The 26,146-nt window shown below is 59.8% G+C and carries 29 protein-coding genes; 5 read left to right on the top strand and 24 right to left on the bottom strand.

What is annotated here, in order from left to right:
* Nucleotides 1–4: 4 nt before the first annotated feature.
* From F8N44_RS17295 to F8N44_RS17285, 3 genes are all read right to left on the bottom strand, one after another.
* Entirely contained in the window at nucleotides 5–499 is a 495-nt protein-coding gene (locus F8N44_RS17295) for a PAAR domain-containing protein (protein ID WP_224794780.1), read from the bottom strand.
* A complete protein-coding gene (locus F8N44_RS17290) occupies nucleotides 496–1,158 on the bottom strand; it encodes a hypothetical protein (RefSeq protein ID WP_150651135.1) in 663 nt (220 codons plus the stop codon). Before F8N44_RS17290 ends, F8N44_RS17295 begins: the two co-directional genes overlap by 4 nt.
* A 159-nt stretch (nucleotides 1,159–1,317) precedes the next feature.
* Nucleotides 1,318–1,797, bottom strand: coding sequence for a GNAT family N-acetyltransferase (locus F8N44_RS17285; protein ID WP_007908312.1), 480 nt, complete (start codon nucleotides 1,795–1,797; stop codon nucleotides 1,318–1,320).
* 227 nt (nucleotides 1,798–2,024) lie between these two features.
* Between F8N44_RS17285 and F8N44_RS17280 the strand changes: the two genes are divergently transcribed.
* The 5 genes from F8N44_RS17280 (at nucleotide 2,025) to F8N44_RS17260 (ending at nucleotide 5,155) form a co-directional block, all read left to right on the top strand.
* Nucleotides 2,025–2,678 (top strand): HD domain-containing protein, encoded by a 654-nt coding sequence (locus F8N44_RS17280; RefSeq protein WP_150651134.1) that lies wholly within the window; start codon nucleotides 2,025–2,027, stop codon nucleotides 2,676–2,678.
* A 109-nt stretch (nucleotides 2,679–2,787) separates the two neighbouring features.
* Nucleotides 2,788–4,041 (top strand): MFS transporter, encoded by a 1,254-nt coding sequence (locus tag F8N44_RS17275; protein WP_150651133.1) that lies wholly within the window; start codon nucleotides 2,788–2,790, stop codon nucleotides 4,039–4,041.
* Between the two features lie 25 nt (nucleotides 4,042–4,066).
* Entirely contained in the window at nucleotides 4,067–4,408 is a 342-nt protein-coding gene (locus F8N44_RS17270; protein WP_150651132.1) for a hypothetical protein, read from the top strand.
* A 44-nt stretch (nucleotides 4,409–4,452) separates the two neighbouring features.
* Entirely contained in the window at nucleotides 4,453–4,710 is a 258-nt protein-coding gene (locus F8N44_RS17265; protein ID WP_016986009.1) for a hypothetical protein, read from the top strand.
* A gap of 64 nt (nucleotides 4,711–4,774) precedes the next feature.
* Nucleotides 4,775–5,155, top strand: a complete 381-nt coding sequence (locus F8N44_RS17260) for a Rho termination factor N-terminal domain-containing protein (protein ID WP_150651131.1) — start codon at nucleotides 4,775–4,777, stop codon at nucleotides 5,153–5,155.
* A 108-nt stretch (nucleotides 5,156–5,263) separates the two neighbouring features.
* Here F8N44_RS17260 and F8N44_RS17255 read toward each other — a convergent pair whose 3' ends face one another.
* The 21 genes from F8N44_RS17255 to fabF form a co-directional block, all read right to left on the bottom strand.
* A complete protein-coding gene (locus tag F8N44_RS17255) occupies nucleotides 5,264–6,193 on the bottom strand; it encodes a PfkB family carbohydrate kinase (protein WP_150651130.1) in 930 nt (309 codons plus the stop codon).
* Nucleotides 6,186–7,652 (bottom strand): purine-cytosine permease family protein, encoded by a 1,467-nt coding sequence (locus tag F8N44_RS17250; RefSeq protein WP_150651129.1) that lies wholly within the window; start codon nucleotides 7,650–7,652, stop codon nucleotides 6,186–6,188. The genes F8N44_RS17255 and F8N44_RS17250 overlap by 8 nt, the downstream gene beginning before the upstream one ends.
* A 214-nt stretch (nucleotides 7,653–7,866) precedes the next feature.
* The gene (locus F8N44_RS17245) at nucleotides 7,867–8,865 is read right to left on the bottom strand and encodes an ADP-ribosylglycohydrolase family protein (protein ID WP_150651128.1); all 999 of its coding nucleotides are present in this window, start codon (nucleotides 8,863–8,865) and stop codon (nucleotides 7,867–7,869) included.
* Nucleotides 8,862–9,575 (bottom strand): GntR family transcriptional regulator, encoded by a 714-nt coding sequence (locus F8N44_RS17240; RefSeq protein ID WP_150651127.1) that lies wholly within the window; start codon nucleotides 9,573–9,575, stop codon nucleotides 8,862–8,864. The genes F8N44_RS17245 and F8N44_RS17240 overlap by 4 nt, the downstream gene beginning before the upstream one ends.
* Before the next feature lie 310 nt (nucleotides 9,576–9,885).
* Nucleotides 9,886–10,854, bottom strand: a complete 969-nt coding sequence (gene araH, locus F8N44_RS17235; protein WP_026000669.1) for an L-arabinose ABC transporter permease AraH — start codon at nucleotides 10,852–10,854, stop codon at nucleotides 9,886–9,888.
* Nucleotides 10,855–10,866: 12 nt separating this feature from the next.
* Nucleotides 10,867–12,411, bottom strand: a complete 1,545-nt coding sequence (araG, locus tag F8N44_RS17230; RefSeq protein WP_150651126.1) for an L-arabinose ABC transporter ATP-binding protein AraG — start codon at nucleotides 12,409–12,411, stop codon at nucleotides 10,867–10,869.
* Nucleotides 12,412–12,463: 52 nt separating this feature from the next.
* Nucleotides 12,464–13,468, bottom strand: coding sequence for a substrate-binding domain-containing protein (locus tag F8N44_RS17225; RefSeq protein WP_150651125.1), 1,005 nt, complete (start codon nucleotides 13,466–13,468; stop codon nucleotides 12,464–12,466).
* Between the two features lie 136 nt (nucleotides 13,469–13,604).
* The gene (locus tag F8N44_RS17220; protein WP_150651124.1) at nucleotides 13,605–14,423 is read right to left on the bottom strand and encodes an SDR family oxidoreductase; all 819 of its coding nucleotides are present in this window, start codon (nucleotides 14,421–14,423) and stop codon (nucleotides 13,605–13,607) included.
* A gap of 271 nt (nucleotides 14,424–14,694) precedes the next feature.
* Entirely contained in the window at nucleotides 14,695–15,570 is an 876-nt protein-coding gene (locus F8N44_RS17215) for an SMP-30/gluconolactonase/LRE family protein (protein WP_150651123.1), read from the bottom strand.
* Between the two features lie 132 nt (nucleotides 15,571–15,702).
* Nucleotides 15,703–16,419, bottom strand: a complete 717-nt coding sequence (locus F8N44_RS17210) for a FadR/GntR family transcriptional regulator (protein ID WP_127929329.1) — start codon at nucleotides 16,417–16,419, stop codon at nucleotides 15,703–15,705.
* 136 nt (nucleotides 16,420–16,555) lie between these two features.
* Nucleotides 16,556–17,116: a DUF1285 domain-containing protein gene (locus tag F8N44_RS17205; protein WP_150651122.1), complete on the bottom strand. Its 561-nt coding sequence runs from the start codon at nucleotides 17,114–17,116 to the stop codon at nucleotides 16,556–16,558.
* A 15-nt stretch (nucleotides 17,117–17,131) separates the two neighbouring features.
* Complete coding sequence (locus F8N44_RS17200) at nucleotides 17,132–17,737, bottom strand: DUF4823 domain-containing protein (RefSeq protein WP_007908280.1); 606 nt, start codon at nucleotides 17,735–17,737, stop codon at nucleotides 17,132–17,134.
* Nucleotides 17,738–17,905: 168 nt separating this feature from the next.
* The gene (locus F8N44_RS17195) at nucleotides 17,906–18,874 is read right to left on the bottom strand and encodes a GTP 3',8-cyclase MoaA (RefSeq protein WP_150651121.1); all 969 of its coding nucleotides are present in this window, start codon (nucleotides 18,872–18,874) and stop codon (nucleotides 17,906–17,908) included.
* A 137-nt stretch (nucleotides 18,875–19,011) separates the two neighbouring features.
* Nucleotides 19,012–19,650 (bottom strand): TetR/AcrR family transcriptional regulator, encoded by a 639-nt coding sequence (locus F8N44_RS17190; protein WP_007908276.1) that lies wholly within the window; start codon nucleotides 19,648–19,650, stop codon nucleotides 19,012–19,014.
* A gap of 351 nt (nucleotides 19,651–20,001) precedes the next feature.
* Complete coding sequence (locus F8N44_RS17185) at nucleotides 20,002–20,793, bottom strand: TatD family hydrolase (protein WP_150651120.1); 792 nt, start codon at nucleotides 20,791–20,793, stop codon at nucleotides 20,002–20,004.
* Between the two features lie 14 nt (nucleotides 20,794–20,807).
* The gene (locus F8N44_RS17180; RefSeq protein WP_150651119.1) at nucleotides 20,808–21,164 is read right to left on the bottom strand and encodes a PilZ domain-containing protein; all 357 of its coding nucleotides are present in this window, start codon (nucleotides 21,162–21,164) and stop codon (nucleotides 20,808–20,810) included.
* Between the two features lie 42 nt (nucleotides 21,165–21,206).
* On the bottom strand, nucleotides 21,207–22,190 hold the full coding sequence (locus F8N44_RS17175) for a DNA polymerase III subunit delta' (protein WP_150651118.1): 984 nt from the start codon (nucleotides 22,188–22,190) through the stop codon (nucleotides 21,207–21,209).
* Entirely contained in the window at nucleotides 22,183–22,815 is a 633-nt protein-coding gene (tmk, locus tag F8N44_RS17170; protein WP_127929331.1) for a dTMP kinase, read from the bottom strand. Before tmk ends, F8N44_RS17175 begins: the two co-directional genes overlap by 8 nt.
* Before the next feature lie 19 nt (nucleotides 22,816–22,834).
* Nucleotides 22,835–24,016, bottom strand: a complete 1,182-nt coding sequence (gene mltG / locus F8N44_RS17165) for an endolytic transglycosylase MltG (protein WP_150651117.1) — start codon at nucleotides 24,014–24,016, stop codon at nucleotides 22,835–22,837.
* Between the two features lie 2 nt (nucleotides 24,017–24,018).
* A complete protein-coding gene (gene pabC, locus F8N44_RS17160) occupies nucleotides 24,019–24,834 on the bottom strand; it encodes an aminodeoxychorismate lyase (protein WP_150651116.1) in 816 nt (271 codons plus the stop codon).
* The gene (gene fabF / locus F8N44_RS17155; protein WP_064120373.1) at nucleotides 24,834–26,078 is read right to left on the bottom strand and encodes a beta-ketoacyl-ACP synthase II; all 1,245 of its coding nucleotides are present in this window, start codon (nucleotides 26,076–26,078) and stop codon (nucleotides 24,834–24,836) included. The genes pabC and fabF overlap by 1 nt, the downstream gene beginning before the upstream one ends.
* Nucleotides 26,079–26,146 lie beyond the last annotated feature (68 nt).

Raw genomic sequence — 26,146 nt, 5'->3', positions numbered from 1 at the left:
AAACCTACTCCACGAACAACTTGATGGATTCGGGTATGTGCGAGCTCACCGTATGAGTGAAACCCGCGTCATTTGTAATGCCGTGCTCGACACGTCCGTCGCCGCGTTGAATCGCGTAAGGGTGATTGGGCATGGGTTCTCCCGTTATCTCGTTGACCACCTGCATCCGATCATTGAAATGCACCGGCATCGGCAACAGCCCGCTAAACGCTGCCCCTCCGCCGCTCTGGCCAATGATCACAGTCCCCGAACCACCAACCACGACATTGCCGTGGCCTCCGGTGCTATCGAGCGTGGCCGCGTTCAGGCCGTTGATGAATACGGTGCCGGAAACGGCTCCGGTAATCGGACTGCCGCACGCCGATTTATCGGTCATGCGCGCGGCGGCGAGGCCGTCGAAGAAGACGTCGGGCGAGCCGGAGGCAATCGGGTTGGTGCCATGCCCTGGCAGTGGGCAGGCGGTCGGGTCGGTGACGCGTGCAGCAGGTTTACCACTCAATTCAAAGCTCCTTGCTTCAGGGATTCCGGGTGCGGCGGGTGGAGATCGACGTCGGTCGCGGCGAAGCGCCAGCGGTTGTCGACGGGGTCGAAGAGCGCGTGGCAATGCTCACGGCTGTCGGGGGGTGTAGCGAATTGCAGATGCCGCCAGGCTTCGTCGGTTTGCCAGGCCAGTTCAGCCGGCGAGGCGTCGTCGAGTTCGTTGAGCCAGGCGTTGTAGTTGCGCAGGTGATTGCGCTCATAAGTCGATTGCAGCAGTTCGGCCATTTGTGCGCCGAGGTCGAGATGATGCTGGGCCGTCCACTGGCCGATCTCGGAATAGACGTACCAGCCCATCGGCATCAGCCCGCCGTCCTTGAGCAGCGAATGCCCGGCAGGGGCGACGAAACCACAGCAAATGTGCAGCATCAGCCAGCCTTGATGGGCGTCGATAAACGCCGTCGGATCGAAGGTGCGCAGCGGTATCACGCGGTAATCGGCAAGACCGGCGCTGCGCCTCATCAACTCGGCATCAAGACGTGACACGAACGCACGAATGGCGCTGCCGCCCGCACGATTTGTCATGCACAGAATCTCGACCGGTTGGCGCTGGGGGTTGTCGCTCGAGCCTGAGTTTTTCACCAGGCCGTACAGACGCATTGACGCCCGTAGTCCGCTCATCGCCGGTCACTCGTTGACGCGGCGAAGGCTCCACGGGCGTGGAGAAGTTGTGCCAGAGGCATTGCAGGTGTCGTCCGTGAGCGCGCAAAAATGGCGCGTAGAATGCCGGACTAGAGCGCTGGCGACAATCGAATTACTGCCGGATTGCCATCATCATGTTCAACCCTCGGCAAACTCACGCAGGACCTGGCCATCCATGCGATAGCGTACCCACTCTTCCTGAGGTTGCGCACCGAGGGATTTGTAGAATTCGATCGCCGGGGTGTTCCAGTCGAGCACGCTCCATTCAAAGCGGCCGCAGTCGTTGTCGCAGGCGATTTTCGCCAGGTGGCGCAACAAGGTTTTGCCGGCACCGCCACCGCGTTGCTCCGGGGTGATGTAGAGGTCTTCAAGGTACAGGCAGTTGCTGCCGAGCCAGGTCGAATAGCTGAAGAAGAACACCGCGAAACCGATTGGTAGACCGTCGCGCAGGCAGATCAGGCCGTGGGCGGTGGCGCCTTCGCCGAACAGGCTGCGTTCGATGTCGGCGACGCTGGCGATGACCTCGTGGCGGGCCTTTTCGAAATCGGCGAGTTCAGTGATGAAGGCGAGGATTTGCGGAGCATCGCTGGGGGTCGCCGGGCGGATTTCGATCGTCATGGACGGGCCTTGTCGGAAAAGGAAAACGCCATACTAAGGCGGTGAGCGGCGCTCGTCACATGGCAAAACACACACTACCCTGCGCAATGTTGCAAACATTGCAGTTCCCTGTGGGAGCGAGCCTGCTCGCGAATGCGTCCTTTCAGTCATCTGCGTTGTTGATTGACAGACAGCATTCGCGAGCAGGCTCGCTCCCACAGGAACTGAGACAATCTGAAAGGATGCTTATGAATCTTGAGTTTTTTACACCCGTGGCGGCACTGGCAGCAGAGTTACTGCCGCATGCGCTGGAGCCATCAGACGACGGCGCTCACGACCTCGCCCACCTGCAACGTGTCTGGCATAACGTGCGTACGCTGCAAGCAGAAGAAGGCGGTGATCTGGAGGTGTTGCTGGCCGCCGTGCTGCTGCACGATTGCGTGGCTGTCGAGAAAAACTCGCCACTGCGCGCGCAAGCCTCGCGACTGGCGGCGGAAAAAGCTTCATCGGTGCTCGCCGAAATGAATTGGCCCAGCGAAAAAATCACGGCCGTCGCCCACGCCATCGAAGCCCACAGCTTCTCCGCCAACATCACTCCGCGCACCCTCGAAGCGAAAATCGTCCAGGACGCCGACCGCCTCGACTCGCTGGGCATGCTCGGCGTCGCCCGTACGTTCTACATCGCCGGGCGCATGGGTTCGGCGCTGTACGATCCGCAGGATCCCGAAGCGAAACAACGCGATTACGATGACACGCGTTTTTGCCTCGATCATTTCCAGACCAAACTGCTGCACCTCGCCGACGGTTTCCAGACCGCCGCCGGCCAGCGTCTGGCGCAGGTCCGTCATCAACGCCTGAAAGGTTTCATGGAACAGTTCAAGGAAGAGATCGGCATCACCTGATGCGTTACTCCGGCGCACAACGATCCTGACTTCGCCAACCTCAGACCTAATCCGCCAGCCTGCCGTGTTAAACAGATGACGCTGAATTTTCCGCTCAAGGAACCGCGTCATGTCGCCAGCAACACCCAAGGTTTCAGGCAAGCTGTTCGGCCTGTTCTGTCTCGCCAGTTATCTGCTGTCGCTGTCCTATGGCTCGACGTTTTTGTTGTCGCTGCTGATCGGCTCTCGCGGCGGCAATGAGCACGATGCTGGCAGTGTGATTTCGGCGGCGATGGTCAGTACATTTGTCGCGGTGCTGGTGTCTGGGCATCTGTCGGACTGGCTCGGCGCGGCGCGTTCGATTGCCGTGTTCGGGCTGTTGCTGGTGGCGGCGAGCCTGGGTTTTGCGCTGACGCCGGGGTTCGGTCATTTGCTGCTGTTTTTCGGTTTGTTGTTGGGATTGGGCTGGGGCGTTTTTTACACCTTGGGGCCGATTATCGTTGCCAGTCTGGTGACGCCGGCGCAGCGCGCCAGATATTTCGCCTTGCTGTCCGGCAGCATGATGACCGGCATCGGCAGCGGGCCATTGCTGGGTCGTGCGGCGAGTGCATTGGGTTTGCCAGTGACCTCGGCATTTTATCTGGCGGCGCTGGCAAGCCTGATCGGGGTGCTGCTGTTCTGGCAGCTTGGCGCAAAACTGAAAAGTACCCAAGCCACAACCGCTGCAAGAATCACCTGGCAGACGACCACTCAAGTGCTCGGTTCACGCGCCCTGTTTCCAATCATCATGGTCGGTCTCGGCGGTTGCGTATTCGGTGGCCTGTCGAGTTTTCAGACAAGTTATGCCGCCGCCCTTTCGCTGGATTATTCGTTGTTCTTTCTCGGCTTCATGAGTGCCGCGATCAGCAGTCGGATGCTGATCTCGGGATATGTCGTCAAGCGTGATCCATTACGCGCATCGTGCCTGCTGTCGGGACTGATGCTGGCTTCGATTGTGCTGTTCGCATTCGGTGTGCACAGCGGGTTCAATTATCTGCTGGCGGCGGTGATGCTCGGCGTCGGCTATGGGCTGACCTATTCGGTGATCAACGGCCTCGCCGCCAACGAAGCGCCGGCCGGCACTACATCGCAGGCGTTGTTGCTGTTCAGTCTTTCGTACTTCATCGGTGTATTTGGTTTCCCGCTATTGGCCGGGAAAATCATCGTTGAGCACGACATGACCACACTGTTGCTGACGGTGCTGGCGGTAGCGTCGGCCAACTGGCTGATCACGCTCGGTCGTTTGCTCTGGCGTCGACTGATCATCAAACCGGCGCCAGCGATCCAGACCGTTCGTCGTTCATCAGGCACCAATCCGCGCAGAGGGCAGACCAACGACAGGTAAGGATTCCAATCACTGGAGAAGCCCTATGATCTCGTCAAGGTTGACCGCTTTCGTATTCAGCGCCCTGCTCTGCCCTGCGGTTTTCGCCGCATCCGCCACCGCTGCGGGCACCGGCCCTACCGACCCGACCCCACCACGCGCACCCGCCATCAACAGTGCCCCCGGCATGAACACCGATGGCTCGGGCGTGCCGTTGATAAATCAGCCTCCCGCCACCGGCACCGATCCGCGCACTCAGGGCAGTGACCCGGGTCGTCAGGGCGGCATGAACACCCCCGACGCCCCCGCCACGCCAGACAACGCGGGCCCCGGCGTCGGTTCCAAAACCACCACCGGTGGCTCCGGTTCCGAAGGATCCGGCCAGTAGTTCGCCGACGCGAGCGTCCTATTCAAACCAATGAAGAGGTAACCATGAACGTCGATAAAAACCTGGAAAAAGAAGTCCTCACCCGTCTGTTGCACGCCCACCCGAGTGGTCTGGGCAAAGAGGTGCTGGACAATTACCGGGGCGAGAAGGTCGTGGCCAGCGCCCTCGCCGCTTTGCAGGATCGTGGACTGATTCACCACGGGCATGTGACCTGCAATGAGGCTGGCGAACATTCGCTGAACCTGCCGATCAAGCTCAGTGCCGCTGGCGTTGAGGCGGCGCGCAAGCTGGATCTGCAGTAAGTCCTGCGGTCGCTCGCTGTCGCTGCGGCGAGCGGCCGAATCTGCAAACAAGAGGAGAAATCCCATGCCTCGTGGAAGCAAAGACAAATACACCGCCGAACAGAAGCGCAAGGCCGAGCACATCGAAGACAGCTACGAGAAAAAAGGCCTGTCGAAGGATGAGGCTGAAGCACGCGCCTGGGCGACGGTCAACAAGCAATCGGGCGGCGGCGAGAAGAGCGGCGGATCGGGACGCAAGAAACCGGCGAGTGCCAAGTCCGAAGATCGCCAGGAATCGTCACGGCGCGCGGTGGCCAGTCGCGAGGGGCATTCGCGTAACAGCAAGGCTTCGAAGGATACGCAGACGGTTGATAGTTTGATGACAGAGGCCCGGGCGAAGAAGATTCCGGGGCGCTCTTCGATGCGCAAGCAGGAGTTGATTGAGGCGTTGCGTAAAGCCAGTTGAGTAATGTGTGAGGCTGATGGCCTCTTCGCGAGCAAGCTCGCTCCCACACAGGATTGATGTCGTTCACACATCCCTTGTGGGAGCGAGCCTGCTCGCGAAAGCGGTAGATCAGGCGCCGCCGGAATCGCGGATAAACGCATCCACTTCAGCCGCCGCTGGCGAAGTAGCAGGCCCCCAACGCGTCACGGCCAACGCCGCTGCCGCATTCGCCCGCCGTGCAGCTTCATGGGCAGACAAACCCTGCGCCAACCCGGCGACAAACACCCCGGCATGGGCATCACCCGCACCGTTACTGTCCACGGCTTTTACGGCAAACCCTGGCACATGCCGACGCTCGTTGGCCTGATGAATCCAGCAGCCTTGCGGCCCGTCACGCACCACCATCAAAACCTTTTTGGGCAGATGTTCAGCGAGACGATCCAGCGCCACGCCAATATCCTCAGCCCCGGTAAACCGCAGCGCTTCGACACTGTTGCTGGTCCACACATCAATGCGCGGCAGCAGCGCCTGCATCATCGGTGAATCCGGCGACTCCACCAGCGGGCCCGGATCGAACACCACATTGATCGACTTCGGCAACGCCAGTGTCCAGTCGAGCAACGCCTGCGCCTTGCCTTCGTGGAGCAGGCTGTAGCCGCTGAGATAAACGTAATCACCGGCCTCAGCCGCAACACTGTTCAGATCGCCCTCGGTCACTTCACCTTCAGCGCCGATATAGGAAATGAAACTGCGCTCCGCCGACGCATCGGTCAATGCCACACACAAACCGGTGTCTTTCGGTGCGGGTTCGGTGATGCCGATGTGAATTCCCTCGGCATTCATCGCCTGACGCGCGAGATCGCCGAAACACCCAGTGCCATGGCGACCGAGATACACCACCGGCAGGCCATTTCGCACCGCCGCCGCCATCACGTTGAACCCGCCACCCGCTTCGAAATCCGCCGACTGCGCCAGCACGTCACCGCCAATCTGCGGCAGCTTATCTACGGCCATGACCAGGTCGATGATGACCTGGCCGGTGTGCAACATCTTAGGCATGAGCATTCCCGGTTTGCGCGGCGCGGCGATCTTTCGCCCCGCCGAGAACGAAGTAAATGCCACCAGCGACGACGAAGGTCACGATCCAGCCGAGGCCGTTGTGGCCCAGCCACGAGTCGGACAGAAAACCCTTGAACCAGACGTTCTCGGCAGTGGTGCCGATGGTGGTGAAGCTGAAGCCGAGGACAATGGCAATCGCCCATGCACCGAACGCACGCCATTCGATACCGCCGCGATACCAGTAAGCGCTGCTCGGGCTGACGTCGAGCAGGTCCTTCGGGCTGTAGTAGTGACGATGAATCAGGTCGACGACGAAGATCCCGACCCATGCGGTGATTGGCACCGCCAGCAGGGAAATGAAGGTAATGAACGGACCGTAGAAGCTGTCGGCGATCAGCATGAAGTAAATCGAACCGGCGAAGATCGCGACGATATCGACCACCACCGCGTAGACGCGTTTGACTTTGAGGCCGAGGGTCAGCGTGGTCAAACCGGCGGAGTACACCGACAGGTTGTTCGACAGCAGCAGGCCACCGAACGCGGTGATCAGGTACGGCACGGCCATCCACGTTGGCAGCATGTCGCGGATTGCCACGATCGGGTCAGTCGCCGACGCCAGATCGTTGTTGCCGACCGACAGCAGCCCGCCAAGGGTGATCAACAACACCAGCGGAATACCCGCGCCGAATGCGGCGGACGCGACCAGACGCACAGCCTTGACGCTGCGATGCTGATAGCGCGACATGTCAGCGCCAGCGTTGGCCCAGCCAATCCCGGTGCCGGCGGCCATGGTGCCGATGCCGATGATCATCGCGCTCATCGGTGCTGGCGTGGCGTTGAACACCGCGCTCCAGTCGATGGTCGCGCAGAGGAAGCCGCCGACGAGAATGTTCAGCGCGCCGAACACGTAGGTCGCCCACTTCTGGATCACCAACAACGTCGCGTGGCCGAGGCCGGATACTGACAAGGTCAGCAGAACGAAAATGGCGATGAAGATCAGCGTCAGTATCGGCGCGCTTTTCGCTTCCACCGGCGAGCCAAACAGGATCGAGCACAGCGATAGCAACACGAACGCGGCGGTGGTGGTGTTAACGGTTTCCCAACCCAGACGCGACATCAGCGAGACCAGCGTCGGGCCGATATTGCCGCGCACGCCGAAGATCGCTCGCGACAAGGTCAGGCTCGGCGCACGACCACGGCGGCCGGCAATCGAGATGATCCCGACCACGGCAAACGAACCGGCGGCGCCAATGATCGCGACGATGATCGCCTGCCAGATCGCCAGCCCGCGAAACGCCACCAGCGTGGCACCCAGCGGCAGACCGAGGATGGAGATGTTGGCAGCGAACCAGACCCAGAACAGTTGCAGCGGATGGCCGTTACACTCGGCTTCCGGCACCGGTTCGATGCCGCGGGTTTCCAGTTGCCCGGCGCTTTGCCCGGCGTTTGATGAACTCATGAAGGTGCTCCTGTTTGCCTTTTTTGTGGTTGTGGCAATGATGCAAAACGACAAGACATCGCGGCCGTCCTCGGCCTGTCTGCGCGATCCATTGCGGGTTGAAAATTCGAAATTTGCGGTGCGGCCTTCGCGAGCAGGCTCGCTCCCACACTGGATTTGTGGCGTTCACATACCCCCTGTGGGAGCGAGCCTGCTCGCGAAAGCGTTAGCCCAGTCAGCGTAAGGCCAACAGCCCCTGCACCAACGGTTCAAGCTCCAGATGATTAACGGCCTTCACCGTATCAATCATCTCGACAGGCCAACTCTCAAGGCCCAGGCAGGCCCCCAGCATCGCGCCAAGAATCGCCGCGATGGTGTCAGTGTCGCCGCCAAGGCTGGCGGCCATGCACAGCGCATCAAACGCGCTCATCTCACCGACGGCCACTTGCTGCGCCAGCGCGAACGAGACCACCACCGATTCCTGCGACGCCACCGAAGTGCCGATCACGTCGTAGAGCAGATCCGCCAGTAAAGCCTTGTCGCTATCGACACTGATGGTGCGCGCCCAACTGATGCGCGAGGCAATACGTCCACCGGCGACCCAGTGCCCGTGCGCCTCGGCTTGCTGAGCGATGTGCTGACCGAGGTTCAACGCCTCACCCAGGTCCATGCCATTGATGCCAGCGGATACCACCGCTGCCACCGCCGCCGCACTGGAAATCCCCAGCGTGGTGTTGTGCGTGACCTGACAGGCCTGCACCACCGCCGCGATAAAACGCTCAGGGTTGGTCACATCCGCTGCAATCCCCACCGGCGTAATGCGCATCGCCGCACCGTTGGTGGTGCCGTAGCGCCCGGCTTCTTCCGGCGAATGGCCGGCGAGGATCATCTCGATAGCGCGTTTGGTCGACGGCCCGAGCAAGTCCTGCGAGCCCTTGGCCTGCATCTCGGCTTCCCACTCGATCAAACGTTGCGCGAGGATTGCTGGCTCGATACGGCCCTTGCCTTCGACCAGCAACTCGCCGACCAGAATCGCCTGTTCAGTGTCATCAGTGATCGAGCCTTTGGGCATGTTCGCGGCGATCGGCTGCAAGGGGCCGGCGTCCTGCAGATCGGTGATCTGGCCGAAGCGGGTCTTGATGGTTTCACGGTTCAGCGATTGCGTCGGCATGCCCAGCGCGTCACCGAGGGCCAGGCCATAGAAAGCGCCGAGGGCACGGTTGAGCGCGGTCATTTCGATTCTCCAAATTGCAGGTGCAGACGGAAATGCACCGGGTCGAGCAGGCTTTCGACCAGCTCCATGAAACGGTTCTGGCGGTCGTAGGTGGTACGCAGGGCTTTGAGGAACACCGTGCCCTCAGGGCGGCCAAGCAGTGCGGCGTCTTCGGCATTCAACGGTTCGGCGCCGATCCATTGATCGCCGCGTTCGCCGATGTAACCGTAGGCGGCCAAAGTAATGGTCAGGGAATTGTCGATCAGACCAACGCGCGGCAGGCTTTCCAGGCCGCCGGTGGCCGGCATCAAAGAGCGTTCGAGGGAGACCAGCGTGCCTTCGCTGGAGCGGCGGCGACGGTCGAGGGTGATGAATTGGTCAGTGCCGAAACGCGAGAGCAGCTCGGGACGGGTCACGGCTTCCAGACGCAGCACTTCGGTGTTGATCAGTGCGCCGCTGTCGGCCAGTGCCTGCGCCCAGCCGCTGCGCTGGTCGAGTGCCACACCGTCGAAGGTGACAATGGAACCGACGCCGCTTTGCGTGGCGATGTATTTGCGCCGTTTCAGTTCGGCCAGCGCTTCGCGCAGCGTGCCTCGGCTGACTTTGAATTCTTCAGCCAACTGATGCTCGCCGGGCAACAGAAAGCCGTCCTCCATGAGGCCGCTTTCGATGCGCCGGACGAGTTCGTCGACCACCCGTTGTTTCTTGTCAAATCGTACCTGTCTAATCATGTACAAATTGATACCCGAAACGGGTGCGGGCGAGCAAGGAATATTTGGGGATAGAGACGAAAGGCGGGAGAATCAAAAGCCCCTCACCCTAGCCCTCTCCCGGAGGGAGAGGGGACTGAATGGGGGATGCTCAAGAGGTACGCCGACCTGAAAGTGCTTCGCCGAATCCACAATCCACCCGAAAATGCTTTCCGAATCCATAGTCGACGAGAACTTTCAGGTGGACGGATTACACAAGACACCTCGGTCGGCCCCCTCTCCCTCTGGGAGAGGGCTGGGCGGGCGGCGTTCCGATGAGGGGCTCTTGATCTTAGCGTTGCTTCAGACGGTCAATCACGACGGCCAGCAGCAGAATCGAACCACGAATCACATACTGATAAAACGTGTCGATATTCTTCAGATTCATCGCATTCTCAATGATCGCCAAAATCAACACCCCGGCAATCACATGCCGGATCATGCCGATCCCGCCGCTCAACGATACCCCGCCCAACACGCAGGCAGAGATCACCGTCAGCTCAAACCCCTGACCAATCATCGGCTGCCCCGAGGTCATCCGCGACGCCAGAATCACCCCGGCCAGCGCACCAATCACCCCATGCACGGCAAAGATAATGATCTTGGTCCGATCAACGTTCACACCCGCCAGCAACGCTGCTTCCTGGTTGCCACCGATGGCCATGGTGTTGCGCCCGTAGGTGGTGTAATTCAGCAGCCAGCCAAAAAACAGAAAGCAGACGATGGTGATCAGAATAGGCACCGGCACGCCGAACAACTGGCCGTTGCCGAAGACAAAGAACGATTCCTGCGACACGCCCACCGCTTTGCCATTGGCAAAAATGTACGCCAGACCGCGAACGATCTGCATGGTCGCCAACGTCGTGATCAAGGCATTGACCCGCAGCTTGGCAATCACAATCCCGTTGATCAGCCCGACAATCAGGCCCATCACCAACGCTGCACTGACACCGAGAAACACACTGTTGGTGTCACGCATCACCACCGCCGCGACCACCCCGGCGCAGGCAATCACCGAGCCCACCGACAGGTCGAAATGCCCCGACGCCAGGCAATACAACATCGTGCACGCGGCAATCCCGGTGGTGGAAATCGCCAGGCCCAGACCACGCATGTTCAGCGGTGACAGGAAGTTATCGATCAGCAGCGTACAGGCTACGAAAATGCCCACAGCCGCCAGCAGCATGACCCAGTCGTCAAGGAAGCGGCGCATGTCCAGAGGTTTGCGCTCTTTGGGCAGGGTTTCGTTTTGGGTTGTCATCATAGTCACCTCTCAGTTCGCCACGCCGTCAGCGCGGTGGCGCGGCAAAGCCAGTTGCAGCAGGTTGGATTCATTGGCCTGGTCGCGGCTGATTTCGCCGCGCAGGGCGCCTTCGCAAAGCACCAGAATGCGATCGGAAATACCCATCACCTCCATCAGATCGCTGGACACCACGATCACCGAAATGCCGTCGGCGGCGAGGTTATGGATGATCTGGTAAATCTCGGCCTTGGCGCCGATGTCGATGCCGCGAGTGGGTTCGTCGAGCAGCAAGACCTTCATCGGCATCGACAACCAACGACCGAGAATGGCCTTTTGCTGATTACCGCCGGAAAGGAATTTGATCTGCTGGCCGGCGTGCGGGGTTTTCACTTTCAGCGCTTTGATCTGTTTCTCGGCGTTACCCTTTTCCCACAGACCGCGAATCAGGCAACCAAGCCCTGAATGGGCACCGCGTGCACTGATATTGATGTTCTCGGCAACGCTGGCCAGCGGGATGATGCCTTCCTTCTTGCGATCCTCCGGACACAGCAGAATCCCCGCCGCAATCGCGTCACGCGGTGAACGCAGCTTCAGTTCGTGACCGCGCAATTCGAGGCGTCCGGCGGTGTTGCGCTCCAGCCCGCTGAGCAGGCGAAACAGCTCGGTGCGCCCTGCCCCGACCAGCCCGAACAGGCCAAGGATTTCACCTTTGTGCGCCTCGAAACTGATCGGCTCGCGCAGACCCGGGCCGAGTAAGCCGTCGACCTTCAGCGCGACGGCGCCGCGTGGACGATGGCGATAATCGTAGATGTCCTGAATGTCGCGGCCGACCATGCAGGTCACCAGTTGATCGTGGCTCAACTGGCTCATGTCGTCGAAGGTGCGCACGTAGCGACCGTCCTTGAACACCGTCACGGCGTCACAGATGCGGAACACTTCTTCCATGCGGTGGGAAACGTAGAGCACGACTTTGCCCTCGTCACGCAGGCGTCCGATGATCGCCATCAAGCGGTCGATCTCACGGGCCGAAAGGCTGCTGGTCGGTTCGTCGAAAGCGATGACGTGGGCGCCGCGCGACAGCGCCTTGGCGATTTCCACCAATTGCCGCTGGCCGAGGGACAAGCGCCCGACCTTGGTTTGCGGATCGATTTCATCGGCCAGGCCTTTGAGGCAGTTCAACGCTTGCTGACGCAGGACACCGCGATTGATCAAACCGAAACTGGCCGGCAAGTGGCCGAGAAACAGGTTTTCGGCGACGGTCATTTCCGGCACCAGATGCAGTTCCTGGTGAATCACCGCGACGCCGCTGCCGATGCTGTCAGCGGTCGACTTGAACGCCATGGTCTGCTCGCCGATCTGCAACTCGCCGCTGCTCGGGATATAAGCACCGCCGAGGATTTTCAGCAGGGTCGATTTGCCGGCGCCGTTCTCGCCCATCAAGGCATGAACCTGGCCCGGATGCGCGACGAAGCTGATCGCGTCCAGCGCCTTCACCCCGGGAAAGGTTTTACCGATCCCGTTGAAGCGCAGGCTGCCGCTTGAGCTGTGTTGTTGTGTTTGTACTTGCGCGTGCATAAAGCCACCTCTTCACACCAAAACCGGCCCGGCTGCCCGGGCCGTCGCGGCATCAGTTCCACAGGCCGATTTTTTCCAGCTCTTGCTTGAAGTTCTCGCGGGTGATCAGGGTGACGTCGTCCATCGCGGTGTACTTCGGCGGCTCTTTGCCGGTGGTGACCCACTCGTACATCATCTCGGCGGTCTTGTAGCCTTCGATGTGCGGGCTTGGCAGCATCGAGCCAAAGAAGCCGCTGTTAGGCTTTTTCAGTTCGCCGATGGCGTCGGTGCCGTTGATGCCGATGCCGATCACGTTGGTCGCGGCAAAACCGGCCGCTTCGGTGGCGCGCACGCCGCCGAGTACGGTGTTGTCGTTCATGCCGCCGATGATCAGGTTTTTCGCTGCGGCTGGCAGTTTCACCAGCGCCGAGTTGGTGGCGTCCATGCTGCCCGGCACGTCGAGGGTTTTCAGTGCGGCGAAGAGGATGTGGTCTTTGGGCATCCCGGCGTCTTCAAGGGATTTCACCGAGCCGTCGGTGCGTTTCTTGCCGGTGTCGAGTTCGTTGTAGGTGTTGACGACCGCGTAGGTGTCTTTCCAGTCCCAGTTACGCTTCTTCGCTTCGGCGACCATGGCATTGCCCTGCTTCTGGCCGACTTCGAACGCGGCCATGCCGAGGTACGGCACGTCTTCCATGAACTTGCCATTGGCGTCGACAAAACGGTCGTCGACGGCAATCACTTTCAGGTCATTGAGTTTGGCTTTGGCCATGATCGCCGGGCCGAGCGAGACATCCGGCGGGCAGATCACGAAGCCTTTAGCACCATTGGCGGCGAGGCTGTCGATGGCCGAAAGGGTTTTCTCGCCGTCCGGCACGGCGATCTTGATCAGTTCGAAGCCCTTGTCCTTGGCGGCTTTCTCGGCGAAGGCCCACTCGGTCTGGAACCACGGTTCTTCTGCCTGCTTGACCAGGAAACCGATTTTCACGGTGTCGGCAGCGAGCAGCGCACTGCTCAGGCTGAACGCGGTAACCGCCAAAGCGGTACTGCACAGGGTACGAATCCCGAAACGACGTTTCATAAGCTGACTCCTTGTTATTTTTTTTGAGCAATGTTTGAAAAGCGTTAAAGCGTGTTCCTGCAAAATCTTCTGACAATAGTCATATCGTATGATGATTGGATTGCAAACGGGTTTATCCGTGTGAAAGCCACTGCGCTCAGTCGTGGTACATCACCGAGCGCCCACCATCGATGGTGATGCATGAAGCATTGATGAACGGCGCTTCGTCGCTGGCCAGAAATACCGCTGTCATTGCCACCTCAAGCGGCTGACCGATGCGTTTCGGCGGGTGCAGATCGAAGGCGCGCTGACGCTCGGCATGCGGGTCGGCGAAACCGTTCCAGTAGTCGACGTTCAGTTGCGTTTCAATGTAGCCCGGCGCGATGGCGTTAACGCGAATGCCTTTCGCCGCGTACTCGATGCCGAGCGCGCGGGTCAGGCCGAGCAAGCCGTGTTTGGCCACCGGGTACGGGAAGCAGCCGGGAATGATGTGACTGGAATGGGTCGAGGCAATGTTGATGATGCTGCCGACGCCCTGCTCGATCATCTGCGGCAGTACCGCTTTGCAGCCGAACCAGGCGCCATCGAGGTCAATGGCGAAGCAGCGATGCCAGTCTTCTTCGGTCATTTGCAGCGGATCACGGAACACGTTGACCCCGGCGCAATTGACCAGCACATCAATGCGCCCGTGCAGCTCAACGGCGCGTTTGGCCATGGCGTGCAGATCGTGCTGACACGAGACATCTGCCTTCAGCGCCTGCACATCAAAACCCTGCTCACGCCAGTGCGCGGCGACCTGCTCGACCTTCTCGGCCTGGATATCACTGATGACCAGTTTCGCTTGCTGTGAGGCGAACGCCGCAACAATGGCTTCACCGATGCCTTGCGCAGCACCGGTCAGCAGCACGACCTTGTTTTTCAGACGCTCGCCCTTCGGCGGCGCAAGCACCGGCGGCAGGGAAAGAGGTTCAGCCATGGATCAGGACTCCTGTTTCGCAAGCACAAAAAAACCGGGCATCTGCCGATGTCTGGTCTGGAAGGCGGTTGGAACGAAACAGGCAGGCGCGGCCCACAGCCTGGGGCCGTTGCGAGACGCGGACTCCACACGGGAGTGCGATAGATATTCGCTGCATCACTTCACCTGTTTTGTTCTTTTTAAGTGTGAGTGCGTGTTACTGCTGGAGCCGACTATAAACCCGACCGCCAAATAATCTCAATATATAATTTTGCATCCCATATTTTGGGATTTAATCCGCAAAGCGCGTACAGAGTTTTCCTGCGACATCCACGCGCATCGACAGTACGGCGCCATCCAGTGGGTGGTTGTGTGGGCTTTTTGCGCTGGTGACAAACAGGGTTTTCAGGTCTTCGCCACCGAAAACGCAACTGGTCGGGCGACTGACTGGCAGGTCGATTTTGCGCTCGACTTTGCCTTCAGGCGTTAATCGCAGCAGGCAACTACCGTCCCAGCGGGCATTCCAGATGTAGCCTTCGGCGTCCATCGCAGAACCGTCCGGCCCGCCCTGCTGGTCGGGGCCGTACCAGACTTGTGCAACATCGAGATTGCCGTCGGTGTGAATGAAATAGCGGTGCAGCGTGCTGTCGAGACTGTCGCCAAACAGTAGCGTGGTGCCGTCGTCACTCCACAGCAAGGTGTTGGGAATTCCCAGATTGCGCAGTAAGGGTGTGACGCGTTTATCCGGATCGATCCTGAACAGGCCACCGGAGCGACGGGTGATCGGCAGATCTTCGCCGTTCTCGCCGATGTTGTTTTGCATGGTGCCGAGCCACAGTCGGCCTTGAGCATCGCAACGCGCTTCATTGGGGCGATTGCCCGGTTGCGGGTCAGTGACGCAGAACAGCGTCAGGCGCGGTTCGAGACCGGGCGAGTCGAGATCGAGGCGGTAGACGCCACTGCTCAGGGTCACCAAGGCATCGCCGCTGGCGCAGGGGATGAATGCGGAGACGTGCTCGGGCATTTGCCAGATCTGCACGTTCTGGCCGATCAAGCGCAGCGCTTGTTTGCCGGCGATATCGACCCAGTACAGCGCCTGGGTTGGCGCGTCCCAGAACGGGCCTTCACCGAGTTGGGCGCGGTGTTGGGTCAGGGCGGTCCACGGCATATCAACTCCTCGGATCTTGTTGTTATTTAATGTGGGAGCGAGCCTGCTCGCGAAAGCGTCGTGTCAGTCGATGCATGAGTTACCTGATACACAGCCTTCGCGAGCAGGCTCGCTCCCACAGGGAAATTTGTATTAACTGGCTTTTTTGTCGGCCATGACTTTCGGGTAAAAGCGCTTTATTGCCAGGTCGGCGTTATCGATCAGGGTCATGCACGCCCACACGCCGCGCGCCGAATCCCGGGCGGCGATGGCGTCGGCCATGTCCTTGTGGATCGGCAAGGTACGGCGCAGTTCATCGGGGTCAGCGGCGGAGACTTCGAACGACACCGCCAGCAATGCGCCGAGGGCCGGAACCATTTGTTCGATAAATTGATTGTGGCTGGCGGCGAGAATGCATTCGTGGAAGACCTGATCGGCGCGGTTGTAATCGATGCCGCTGTCGACCGCGCGCTCAAGAGCGTTGTAAGCCAGTTGCACGGCTTCGATCTGTTCGAGGGTTGCCCGCTCACAGGCCCAGCGCACGGCCATCGGTTCGATGGTGCGGCGCAGGTCGAGCAAGTCATCGACGAAATTTTCCGGCAAGCCATTACGCGACAGCCAACCGACGACTTGCGGATCGAACAGGTTCCAGCGCCGCACCGGCAACACGCGGGTGCCGACTTTCGGCCCGACTTCGAGCATGCCTTTGGCGACGAGAGTTTTGATTGCTTCGCGGATCACGGTGCGGCTAACACCGAGCTGTTCGCCCAGATCGGCCTCGACCTTGATGGTCTGCCCCGGTTTGACCTGGCCAGCGGCGATCCAGCTGCCCAGCCAGTCGACCGTGGATGCGTGAAAGCTGCTGGACATGAACACCTCAAAGCGGATCGCGATGGGTGAACAAGCTAATCATCATATGATTAGCTGTCAACGACAAAAAAGATCGCAGCCTTCGGCAGCTCCTACAGGTGTACGCCATGTAGGAGCTGCCGAAGGCTGCGATCTTTTAAGGTTCGAGGCCGATGCGGAAGAATTCGCCGCCGCTCCACACCCCGAGCCAGCGCTGGCCATCGATTTCACGGCTGACCGCCAGTTCCACCAGTTGATAGAACACGTTGCGATGTATCAGCGCTTCAAGATTGGTGCGCACATGCACGTAGGGCGCAGGCTCTTGCGTGGCGGGATCAATCTCGACCCGGATCGGATGCTCCGGCCCGGCCTCGGCGGTTTCATCAACGTTGGTGGTAAAGCGCAACAACTGCGCCTCCCCCTCGCCTTCCGCCTCGACCGCAATCGCCACAAACGGCGCATCGTCGACCTTGATCCCGACCTTCTCGACCGGGGTGATCAGGAAATAATCATCGCCATCGCGGCGCATGATCGTGGAGAACAATTTGACCATCGGCTTGCGCCCGATCGGCGTGCCCAGGTAGTACCAGGTGCCGTCGCGGGCGATGCGCATGTCGATGTCGCCGCAGAAGTCCGGGTTCCACAAATGCACCGGCGGAAGGCCTTTGGTTTTTGGGATTTGTCCCAACAGGTCATTGGCTTTTTGCGGGCCACTCATGGCGTTCTCCTTGAATTATTGGTCGCCGACTCCCAACAGGCTGCGCGCGTACTGTGCCAGCGGCGGGCCGATCAGGTCTTCGGGCTTGCTGTCGTGGAACGTCAGTAAACCGCCACGACTCTTGATCCGTGCAGTATCAATCAAATACTGGGTGCTGGTCTCGATCAACATGATCTGAATCACGCCGCCGTCGATGCCAAGGCGATCAACCGCCTCTTCATCAAGCCACTCATCGGAGTTGCCGATTCGATCGTCAGCCTTGGCGAAACGCGTGTACAACAAATAGTGCGCGCCGGCGTCACGAGCTTCGCCCATCGCCTGATCGAGACCTTCCGGCGCACGGGCACGGCGAACCATCGGGAAGTATTCGACAAAACCTTTGAAGGCTTCTTCGGCCACCACGTTCGGGCGCGGATAAGAACCACCCGGCGGTGCGAACGCGCCTTGGGCGATGTAGATGAACGAGTCCGGCTGAATGCGGAAATTGTTCACGCGACGGCTGTCGCTGTGATCCAGCAAGCCCGCGTCGCTCATCTGATAGCGAGTGCCTTCGGCCATATCGCTGACAGTCATACAGCCGCCAAGCGCCAAAACGGCCAGCAGCAAAACCAGGCTACGCATCCTATTCCTCCAGAGGCCGGTGACGGAAAACCGGCGAATGGCCGTTGGATGCAGCTTTTGCGCCAGCTCTGGTTCTTCATTGATTGTTAAATCGTATTCGCGAGCAGGCTCGCTCCCACAGGGAACACATTCCAAGGTGAGAGCGGGCTTGCTCGCGAAAGTGGTTGTTCAGCCGCCGATGATTTTCATGACTGTTGCGCCGCCCGAGAAGGCCACTTCCTGCTTGTCGCCCAACGCCTTGACCAGCAATCGCTGGAGCGCCGGCAACGCCTGATGACGCGGCTTGTCGAGTAGATCGCCGACATAGTGGCGGTTGCTCGACGACAGGCAGCCATGCAGCCAACCAGTCGACGACAAGCGCAACCGTGAGCACGTCCGGCAGAACGGTACGCTTTCGTTGGCGATCACACCAAAGTTGCCCAGGCCGGGAATCGCATAGCGCACGGCGGTGGCGTCTACGGGGGCATCGGTTTGCGCGTACTCGTAGCGTTCGCCAATCAACTCCAGCAACTGCTGCAGGCTGACGAACTGTTGCAGGAACGCATTGTTGTCCTTGGCCAGATGCCCCATGCGCATTAGCTCGATGAAGCGCAATTCGTATCCACGTTCCAGGCAGTAATCCAGCAACGGCATGACTTGATCGAGGTTCTGCCCGCGCAACGGGACCATATTGACCTTGATCTTCATCCCCGCGGCTTTCGCCTGATCCATGCCGTCGAGCACGGTGGCCAGGTCGCCGCCACGGGCAATGCTACGGAACGCAGCGGCGTCGAGGGTATCGAGGGACACGTTGATGCGGCGCAGACCGGCATCCACCAGCAGCGGCAGTTTTTTCGCGAGGAGTTGACCGTTGGTGGTCAGGCTGATGTCGTCCAGGCCCATCTTGCCGACGGCGGTCATGAACGATTCAAGTTTGGGACTGACCAGCGGTTCGCCGCCGGTGATACGCAACCGTTCGATGCCGGCAGCCTCGATCAGATACGCCACGCCACGCGCCATGGCGTCGGCCGACAATTCATCCTGCGCAGCCACCAACCGCTTGCCGTTGGGCACGCAGTAAGTACACGCGTAATTGCAGGCTGAAGTCAGACTGATCCGCAAATTGCGAAAACGCCTGCCTTGACGGTCAACGATCATGATCACTCCGGCGAAAGAATTTCGAGCCGCTAAAACTTGACTCACAAATCAAGTTTTAGCAAGCCCTATGCCTGAGTATATTCCTGCGGTACTGCGACATGTAGCGAAATCATGGCGCAATAAGGCAGCTGAATGGCTCAGCTGCTTGGCGTTTCCGGGTCGCGCTTGCGCTTGTTGCCCATGCGCACGCCGATGTCCATCAGGAACTGGAAGAAACCTTCCTGATCTTCCAGCACATTGCTCCAGAACGGCGAGTGATACAGCGCCACAGCGCCGTGCACCAACGCCCAGGACGCGCAGTAGTGGAAGTACGGCGGCACGTCTTCGAGCTTGCCTTCGCTGATGCGGCCCTTGATCAGCAGGGTCAGGCGTTCGAAGTTCGAGGCACGGATCTTGTGCAGCTCCTCGACCATTTCCGGCACCTGATTGCCCTTGACCACCTTCTCTTCGAGGCGGTCGAACAGGCGATAACGCTGTGGGTCGCGCATGCGGAATTCGAAGTAGGCGCGGGACAGCGCTTCCTTGTCCTTGTCGACATCGGCCGAATGCAGCAGCTCGTTCAAATCGCGCTCGTAATCGAGCATCAGGCGCAGATAAATCTCGGCCTTGGATTTGAAGTGCTTGTAGATCGTGCCTTTGCCGATACCCACGGCATCAGCAATCATCTCGACGGTGACACTGTCTTCACCTTGGTCGAGGAACAGCTTGAGCGCGGTATCGAGAATTTCTTGCTCGCGGCGACGAAACTCACGGACCTTACGAGGTTCTTTGTGCATAAGAAAAGGTCTGAAGGGTCAAAATTCGAAGCCGCGTATTATGCCTAACTTGCGCAAAAATGCACGGATCATCCGACCATATCTGTGTTTCTTGTTCATTTTGAGAACGTTTTGGGCGCAATGAGAACTCAACTGAAGCGAACGTATTCCAAATTTGTTTAAAAACCCCGACCGGCTAACTGGACTGCACGCCAGACTGATCAATACTTGAACTGTCGGGCGACATCTCCCCCAAGTGTCGCGCCGATAAAGGTACCAAGGGACCGCGTGCCTTTGTTTTACTCCTAATGGTCTTAACCCGGATTCACCCCCCAGAACCCGGGTTTTTTTTGCCTGCGATTTGACCATCGGCTACAGGGCAGATTTAACACTCGCCAGCGGGAACAGTCGCTTGAAGTTCTCGGTGGTCTGCTCGGCAAAGCGTTCGTAGTTCTCACCGCGCAGCATCGCCAGGAATTCCGCCACTTCGCGCACGTACTGCGGCAGGTTCGGCTTACCGCGATAAGGAATCGGCGCCAGATACGGCGAGTCGGTTTCCACCAGCAAACGATCCGCCGGGACCTTGCTCGCGACATCACGCAACGCATCGGCATTGCGGAAGGTGACGATGCCCGACAGGGAAATGTAATAACCCATGTCCAGCGCAGCCTTGGCCATGTCCCAATCTTCCGTAAAGCAATGCAGCACACCGGCCTGAGGCAACGCCGCTTCGCGCAGCAATTCAAGGGTATCGGCTCGGGCGCCACGGGTGTGGATGATCACCGGTTTGCCGGTCTGCTGCGCCGCTTGCAGATGCAAGCGGAACGAATCCTGCTGCAATTCGGCGGCTTCGGGCTCGTAGTGATAGTCGAGGCCGGTTTCACCGATCGCCACCACTTTCGGGTGATTGAGTTCGTGCAACAGCCAGTCCAGTGCCGGCGCAGCACCCGGCTGTACATCCAGCGGATGCACACCAACCGAACAATCAACGTCGTCATAACGCTCAGCCAGGGCTTTGACGTCGGCGGCGTTGTCGGCGCTGACGCCGATGCACAGGAAGTGCCCTACTCCGCGCTGCCGGGCTGCATCAAGTGCGGCATCCAGCGAACCGTCATGGGCGGCGAGGTCGAGGCGATCAAGGTGACAATGGGAATCTACAAGCATAAAAAGACGGCTACTTACATCGTATGAGTGGGACGGTCGGATTTAAGCGCTCCGGCCAGATGGGTTTCGATGCGACTGCGCGCCGTGTTGTCGCCCTCGTTGAACTGGACGCCGACACCGGCAGCGCGATTGCCTTGCGCCCCTTTTGGGGTGATCCAGGCGACCTTGCCGGCCACCGGAATCTTTTCGGCCTCGTCCATCAGGTTGAGCAGCATGAACACCTCGTCGCCCAACTTGTAGCTCTTGTTGGTAGGGATGAACAAGCCACCGTTCTTGATGAACGGCATGTAAGCGGCATAAAGCACCGACTTGTCTTTGATGGTCAGAGACAAAATGCCGTTGCGCGGGCCCGGGCTGACGGGTTCATTCATGTTGACCTCCACTGCTGATGTTCAGAGTCTAGGTACACATTCTTATCTTTGACCAGGCAATCCCGCCCATTGCACCAACAATGCTTCAAGCAGCAGCGCCGGATTGAGGTTGGCCTTGCTCATGACCTTCTGCCGCTGGGCGAGTATCCAGTCCTGAATCTCGAGAACTTTGCCTTGCGCACTTTTCTGCGCCAGGTACTGCACGACTTTGCGCATATCGGTCAGACCAAGACCCGCTTCATCCTGCGTCAATTGATATCGCAAGATCAGGCTCGACCAATCGCAGAACCAGTCAAACAGACGCAGCATCGGAATGTTTTTCCATTCTTCGGCCAATTGCGTCGGCGATTGCTGCTGTTTGAGCAACTTCTTTACGCCTTCGACCACTTGCGCACGCTGCTCGCGCACGCCCTGAGACTGCAGGCTGACCGCCATCAACGGCGAGCCGGCCGCCAACGTCAGCAATTCGACACGTTCTTCTTCTGAGCAATCGGGCAACGCTTTAGCCAGCCATTGCAGACTCATTGCCTCGCCCGGCAGCGGGCAGGCCTGCTGCACGCAGCGGCTCTTGATGGTCGGCAGCAAACGGCTGGTCTGATGGCTGACCAACAGCAAAACCGTATCGCCGGACGGCTCTTCAAGGCTTTTCAACAAGGCGTTGGCAGCGTTGATGTTCATCGCCTCGACCGGCTCGATCAGCACCACTTTGCGCCCGCCCAGTTGCGCGGTCTGCACCACGAAGCTGACCAGATCGCGCACCTGATCAACCTTGATGGCCTTGTCGGCTTCTTCCGGCTCGAGGATGTAATTATCCGGGTGGCTGCCAGCCTTGAGCAGCAGGCAGGACTTGCACTCACCGCACGCGTCAGGCGTCGGCCGCTGGCAAAGCAGGCTGGCCATCAAACGCTCGGCCAACGCGCGCTTGCCAATGCCCGCCGGGCCGTGCAGCAGATAGGCGTGCGCGTGCTGCTTACGCCCGGCCAGTTGCTGCCAGAGGCTGTCCTGCCACGGGTAGGCCTCAGCCACGGGCCAGCTCCAGCAAATTCGGAATCAGGGTATCCAGCGATTGTTGAACCTTGACCAATGGCTGACCGGCATCGATGCGCACATAACGCGCAGGATCCGCTTCAGCACGCTTGAGGAACGCGCTACGCACGGCCTCGAAAAATGCCCGGCCTTCCAGCTCGAAACGATCCAGACGACCACGGGCACTAGCGCGGGCCAGGCCGATTTCCACCGGCAGATCGAAAATCAGCGTCAGGTCCGGACGCAGGTCACCCTGTACAAAGGTTTCCAGCGTGGCGATACGCTCCAGCGACAAACCGCGACCACCGCCCTGGTAGGCGTAAGTGGAATCGGTGAAGCGGTCACACAGCACCACCGCACCACGGGCCAGCGCCGGGCGAATCACTTCGGCCAGATGCTGGGCGCGTGCAGCGAACACCAGCAACAGCTCGGCATCCGGGTTCATGACTTCGTCGGCCGGGGCCAGCAGCACGTCACGGATCCGCTCGGCCAGCGGCGTACCGCCAGGCTCACGAGTCAGCACCACTTCGATACCGGCGGCGCGCAGGCGCTCGGCGAGGTATTCGCGATTGGTGCTTTTGCCGGCGCCTTCCGGGCCTTCCAGCGTAATAAACAAGCCAGTCACAGGCAGTCCTTAATCAACGTCATTGCGTGTTTTGTGGGGCGGCGGCTTCCGGTGCCGGGGTCGGCGCAGGCTCCTGAGCCGGAACCTGCGGCAACGCTTCCGGCGCCGTATCCGGTGATGCACCTGGAATCGCTTCTTCCGTCGCCGGAGCCGCTTCAGGCGCTACCGCCGGCGCTGGGCTGGAACGGTAATCCGCGCGGCGCTTGAGCTGATACTCACGCACTGCATTGTTATGCGCATCGAGATCATCAGAGAAGACATGGCTGCCGTCGCCACGCGCAACAAAGTACAGGCTGGTGCCGTCCACCGGGTTCAATGCCGCGTGAATCGCTTCGCGGCCAACCATCGCGATCGGCGTCGGCGGCAAGCCAGGAATCACGTAAGTGTTATACGCCGTCGGCTCTTTCAAATGCGCGCGGGTCAACTTGCCGGTGTAGCGATCACCCAGACCATAGATGACGGTCGGATCGGTCTGCAGCTGCATGCCCAGGGCCATGCGACGCACGAAGACACCGGCAATCTGCCCGCGCTCCTGTGGCACGCCGGTTTCCTTCTCGACCAGCGAAGCCATGATCAGCGCTTGATAAGGTTCGGTGTACGGCACATCGGCAGAACGACTTTCCCATTCTTTCGCCAGAACTTCATCGAGGCGGTCAAAGGCTTTCTTCAGCAACTCGGCATCAGACATGCCACGCACGAAGCGGTAGGTATCGGGGAAGAAACGGCCTTCCGGGAACAACCCTTTATGACCAATCTTCGCCATGACGTCGCTGTCGCTCAAACCGTTCAGGGTCTGCTCGACCTTGTCATCCTTGGCCAACGCCGCACGCACTTGATGGAAGTTCCAGCCTTCAACCAGAGTCAGGCTGTACTGAACCACATCGCCACGCTTCCACAAATCGATCAGACCGTTGACGGTCATGCCCGGCTGCATGCGGTATTCACCGCTGTGGATCGGTGTACCGGCGAGATTGAAGCGCCAATAGACTCGCAACCAGAACGCGTCCTTGATGACGCCATCGGTTTCGAGTGAAAGGAAAGTTCGGGTTGGTGTAGAGCCCTTCGGCACATCCAGCAGTTCTTCCTGCGTGATGTTCAAAGGCTGTTCCAGTGCACTGTGAATCTTCCAGGCACTGGCGGCCATCAACAGCCCTGCCAGAACCAGTCCGGTTTCCAGCAGCAGCAAAAGTTTACGTCTCAAAATCAGGCATCCAATAGGGCGCGGGCAATGGTTTGCAGTTTACGGGTGAGCGGGCCAACCGGCCAGCTCAGTGCAGCGTAGGCGCGTACCGGCCAGACGCCATAAACGCTGTTGCAGATAAAGACTTCGTCGGCCCATTGCAACTGTTCGAGGCTGATGTCGACGATTTGCGTGGGGATAGCCAATGACTCGGCCTGAAACAATATTTCGGCGCGCATCACACCGGCGACGCCGCAGCGTTTCAGATCAGGCGTAATCAACACACCGTCGCGCACCAGAAACACATTACTGAACACCCCTTCAATGACGCGACCGGCCTGATCGAGCATCAAGCCTTCAGCGTGCTCGCTGTCCTGCCATTCGGCACGGGCGAGAACCTGTTCAAGGCGATTGAGGTGTTTGAGCCCGGCGAGTAGCGGCTGCCTGGCCAGTCGGGTGCTGCACGGGAACAGGCGAACGCCTTGTTCAGCATGAACAGCGGGATAAGCCGCCGGAGGATTGCCTTGCAGAATGCGTCGGCCCGGCGCCGCCGGATCGGGAGCATAACCGCGCAAACCGTCGCCTCGGGTGAGGATGAGCTTGAGCACGCCCTCGCCCATCGCTGCCGCGTAGCTCAGCAGCTCATGACGGATCAGTTCGATATCGGCCGCGATGACCAGACGCAAACAGCCATCGGCCAGACGCGCCAGGTGTCGATCCAGCAGGATCGGCTGGCCGCCACGCACGGCGATAGTCTCGAACAGACCATCGCCGTAAGCCAGGCCGCGATCTTTCAGCGACAGAGCGTCAGCCGGTTGACCGTCGACCCAGCTGTCCATCAGCCTGCGAACCGACGGAACGCCAGAGTGCCGTTGGTGCCGCCAAAACCGAAGGAGTTCGACAGCACGACATCGATGTCCATGTTGCGCGCGGTGTGCGGCACGAAATCGAGATCGCAGCCTTCGTCCGGCTCATCGAGGTTGATGGTCGGCGGCGCAACCTGGCTGTTGATCGCAAGAACGCTGAAGATCGCTTCAACCGCGCCCGCCGCACCTAACAGGTGACCGGTCATCGATTTGGTCGAGCTGACTGCCAGTTTGTAGGCGTGCTCGCCGAACACCGACTTGATCGCGTTGGCTTCGGCGAGGTCGCCGGCCGGGGTCGAAGTACCGTGGGCGTTGATGTACTGCACTTGATCGACGTTGATCTTCGCATCGCGCAACGCATTGGTGATGCAGCGTGCAGCACCGGCGCCGTCGGCAGGAGGCGAGGTCATGTGGAACGCATCGCCGCTGGTACCGAAGCCGATCAGCTCGGCGTAGATGGTCGCACCGCGTGCCTTGGCGTGTTCCAGCTCTTCGAGAACCAGTGCGCCGGCACCGTCGGACAATACAAAGCCATCACGGCCCTTGTCCCATGGTCGGCTGGCGCGAGTCGGCTCATCGTTGCGGGTCGACAGCGCACGGGACGCGCCGAAGCCGCCCATGCCCAGACCGCACGCGGCCATTTCGGCACCGCCGGCAATCATCACGTCGGCTTCGTCGTACATGATGTTGCGCGCCGCCATGCCGATGCAGTGCGTACCGGTGGTACAAGCGGTGGCGATGGCGTAGTTAGGTCCCTGTGCTCCCAGGTGGATGGACAGGAAACCGGAAATCATATTGATGATCGAGCCTGGCACGAAGAATGGCGAGATACGACGCGGGCCCGTCTCATGCAGGGTACGACTGGTTTCTTCGATGTTGGTCAGACCGCCAATGCCCGAACCCATGGCCACGCCAATGCGTTCACGGTTGGCGTCGGTAACTTCCAGGCCAGCGTTGCGCACGGCTTGAAAGCCTGCGGCAAGACCGTACTGAATGAACAGGTCGAGCTTGCGCGCTTCCTTGACCGACAGGTATTCCTCGACATTGAAGCCCTTTACCGAGCCGCCAAAGCGGGTGGAATAGGCAGAAAGGTCGGTGTGTTCGATCAGACCAATGCCACTGCGGCCAGCCAGAATGCCCTGCCAACTGCTCGGCACATCCGTGCCCAGTGGCGACAACATACCCATACCGGTGACTACGACGCGTCTACGCGACACAGCACTCTCCTTTTTCAAATGACGATTTTGCATCAGGCCTAAAGAAAAAACCGCACGCCATGATGGCA

It is taken from the genome of Pseudomonas fluorescens, from assembly GCF_902497745.1.
GTDB lineage: Bacteria > Pseudomonadota > Gammaproteobacteria > Pseudomonadales > Pseudomonadaceae > Aquipseudomonas > Aquipseudomonas fluorescens_BM.
This window is presented reverse-complemented; position numbering and strand designations above follow the sequence as displayed.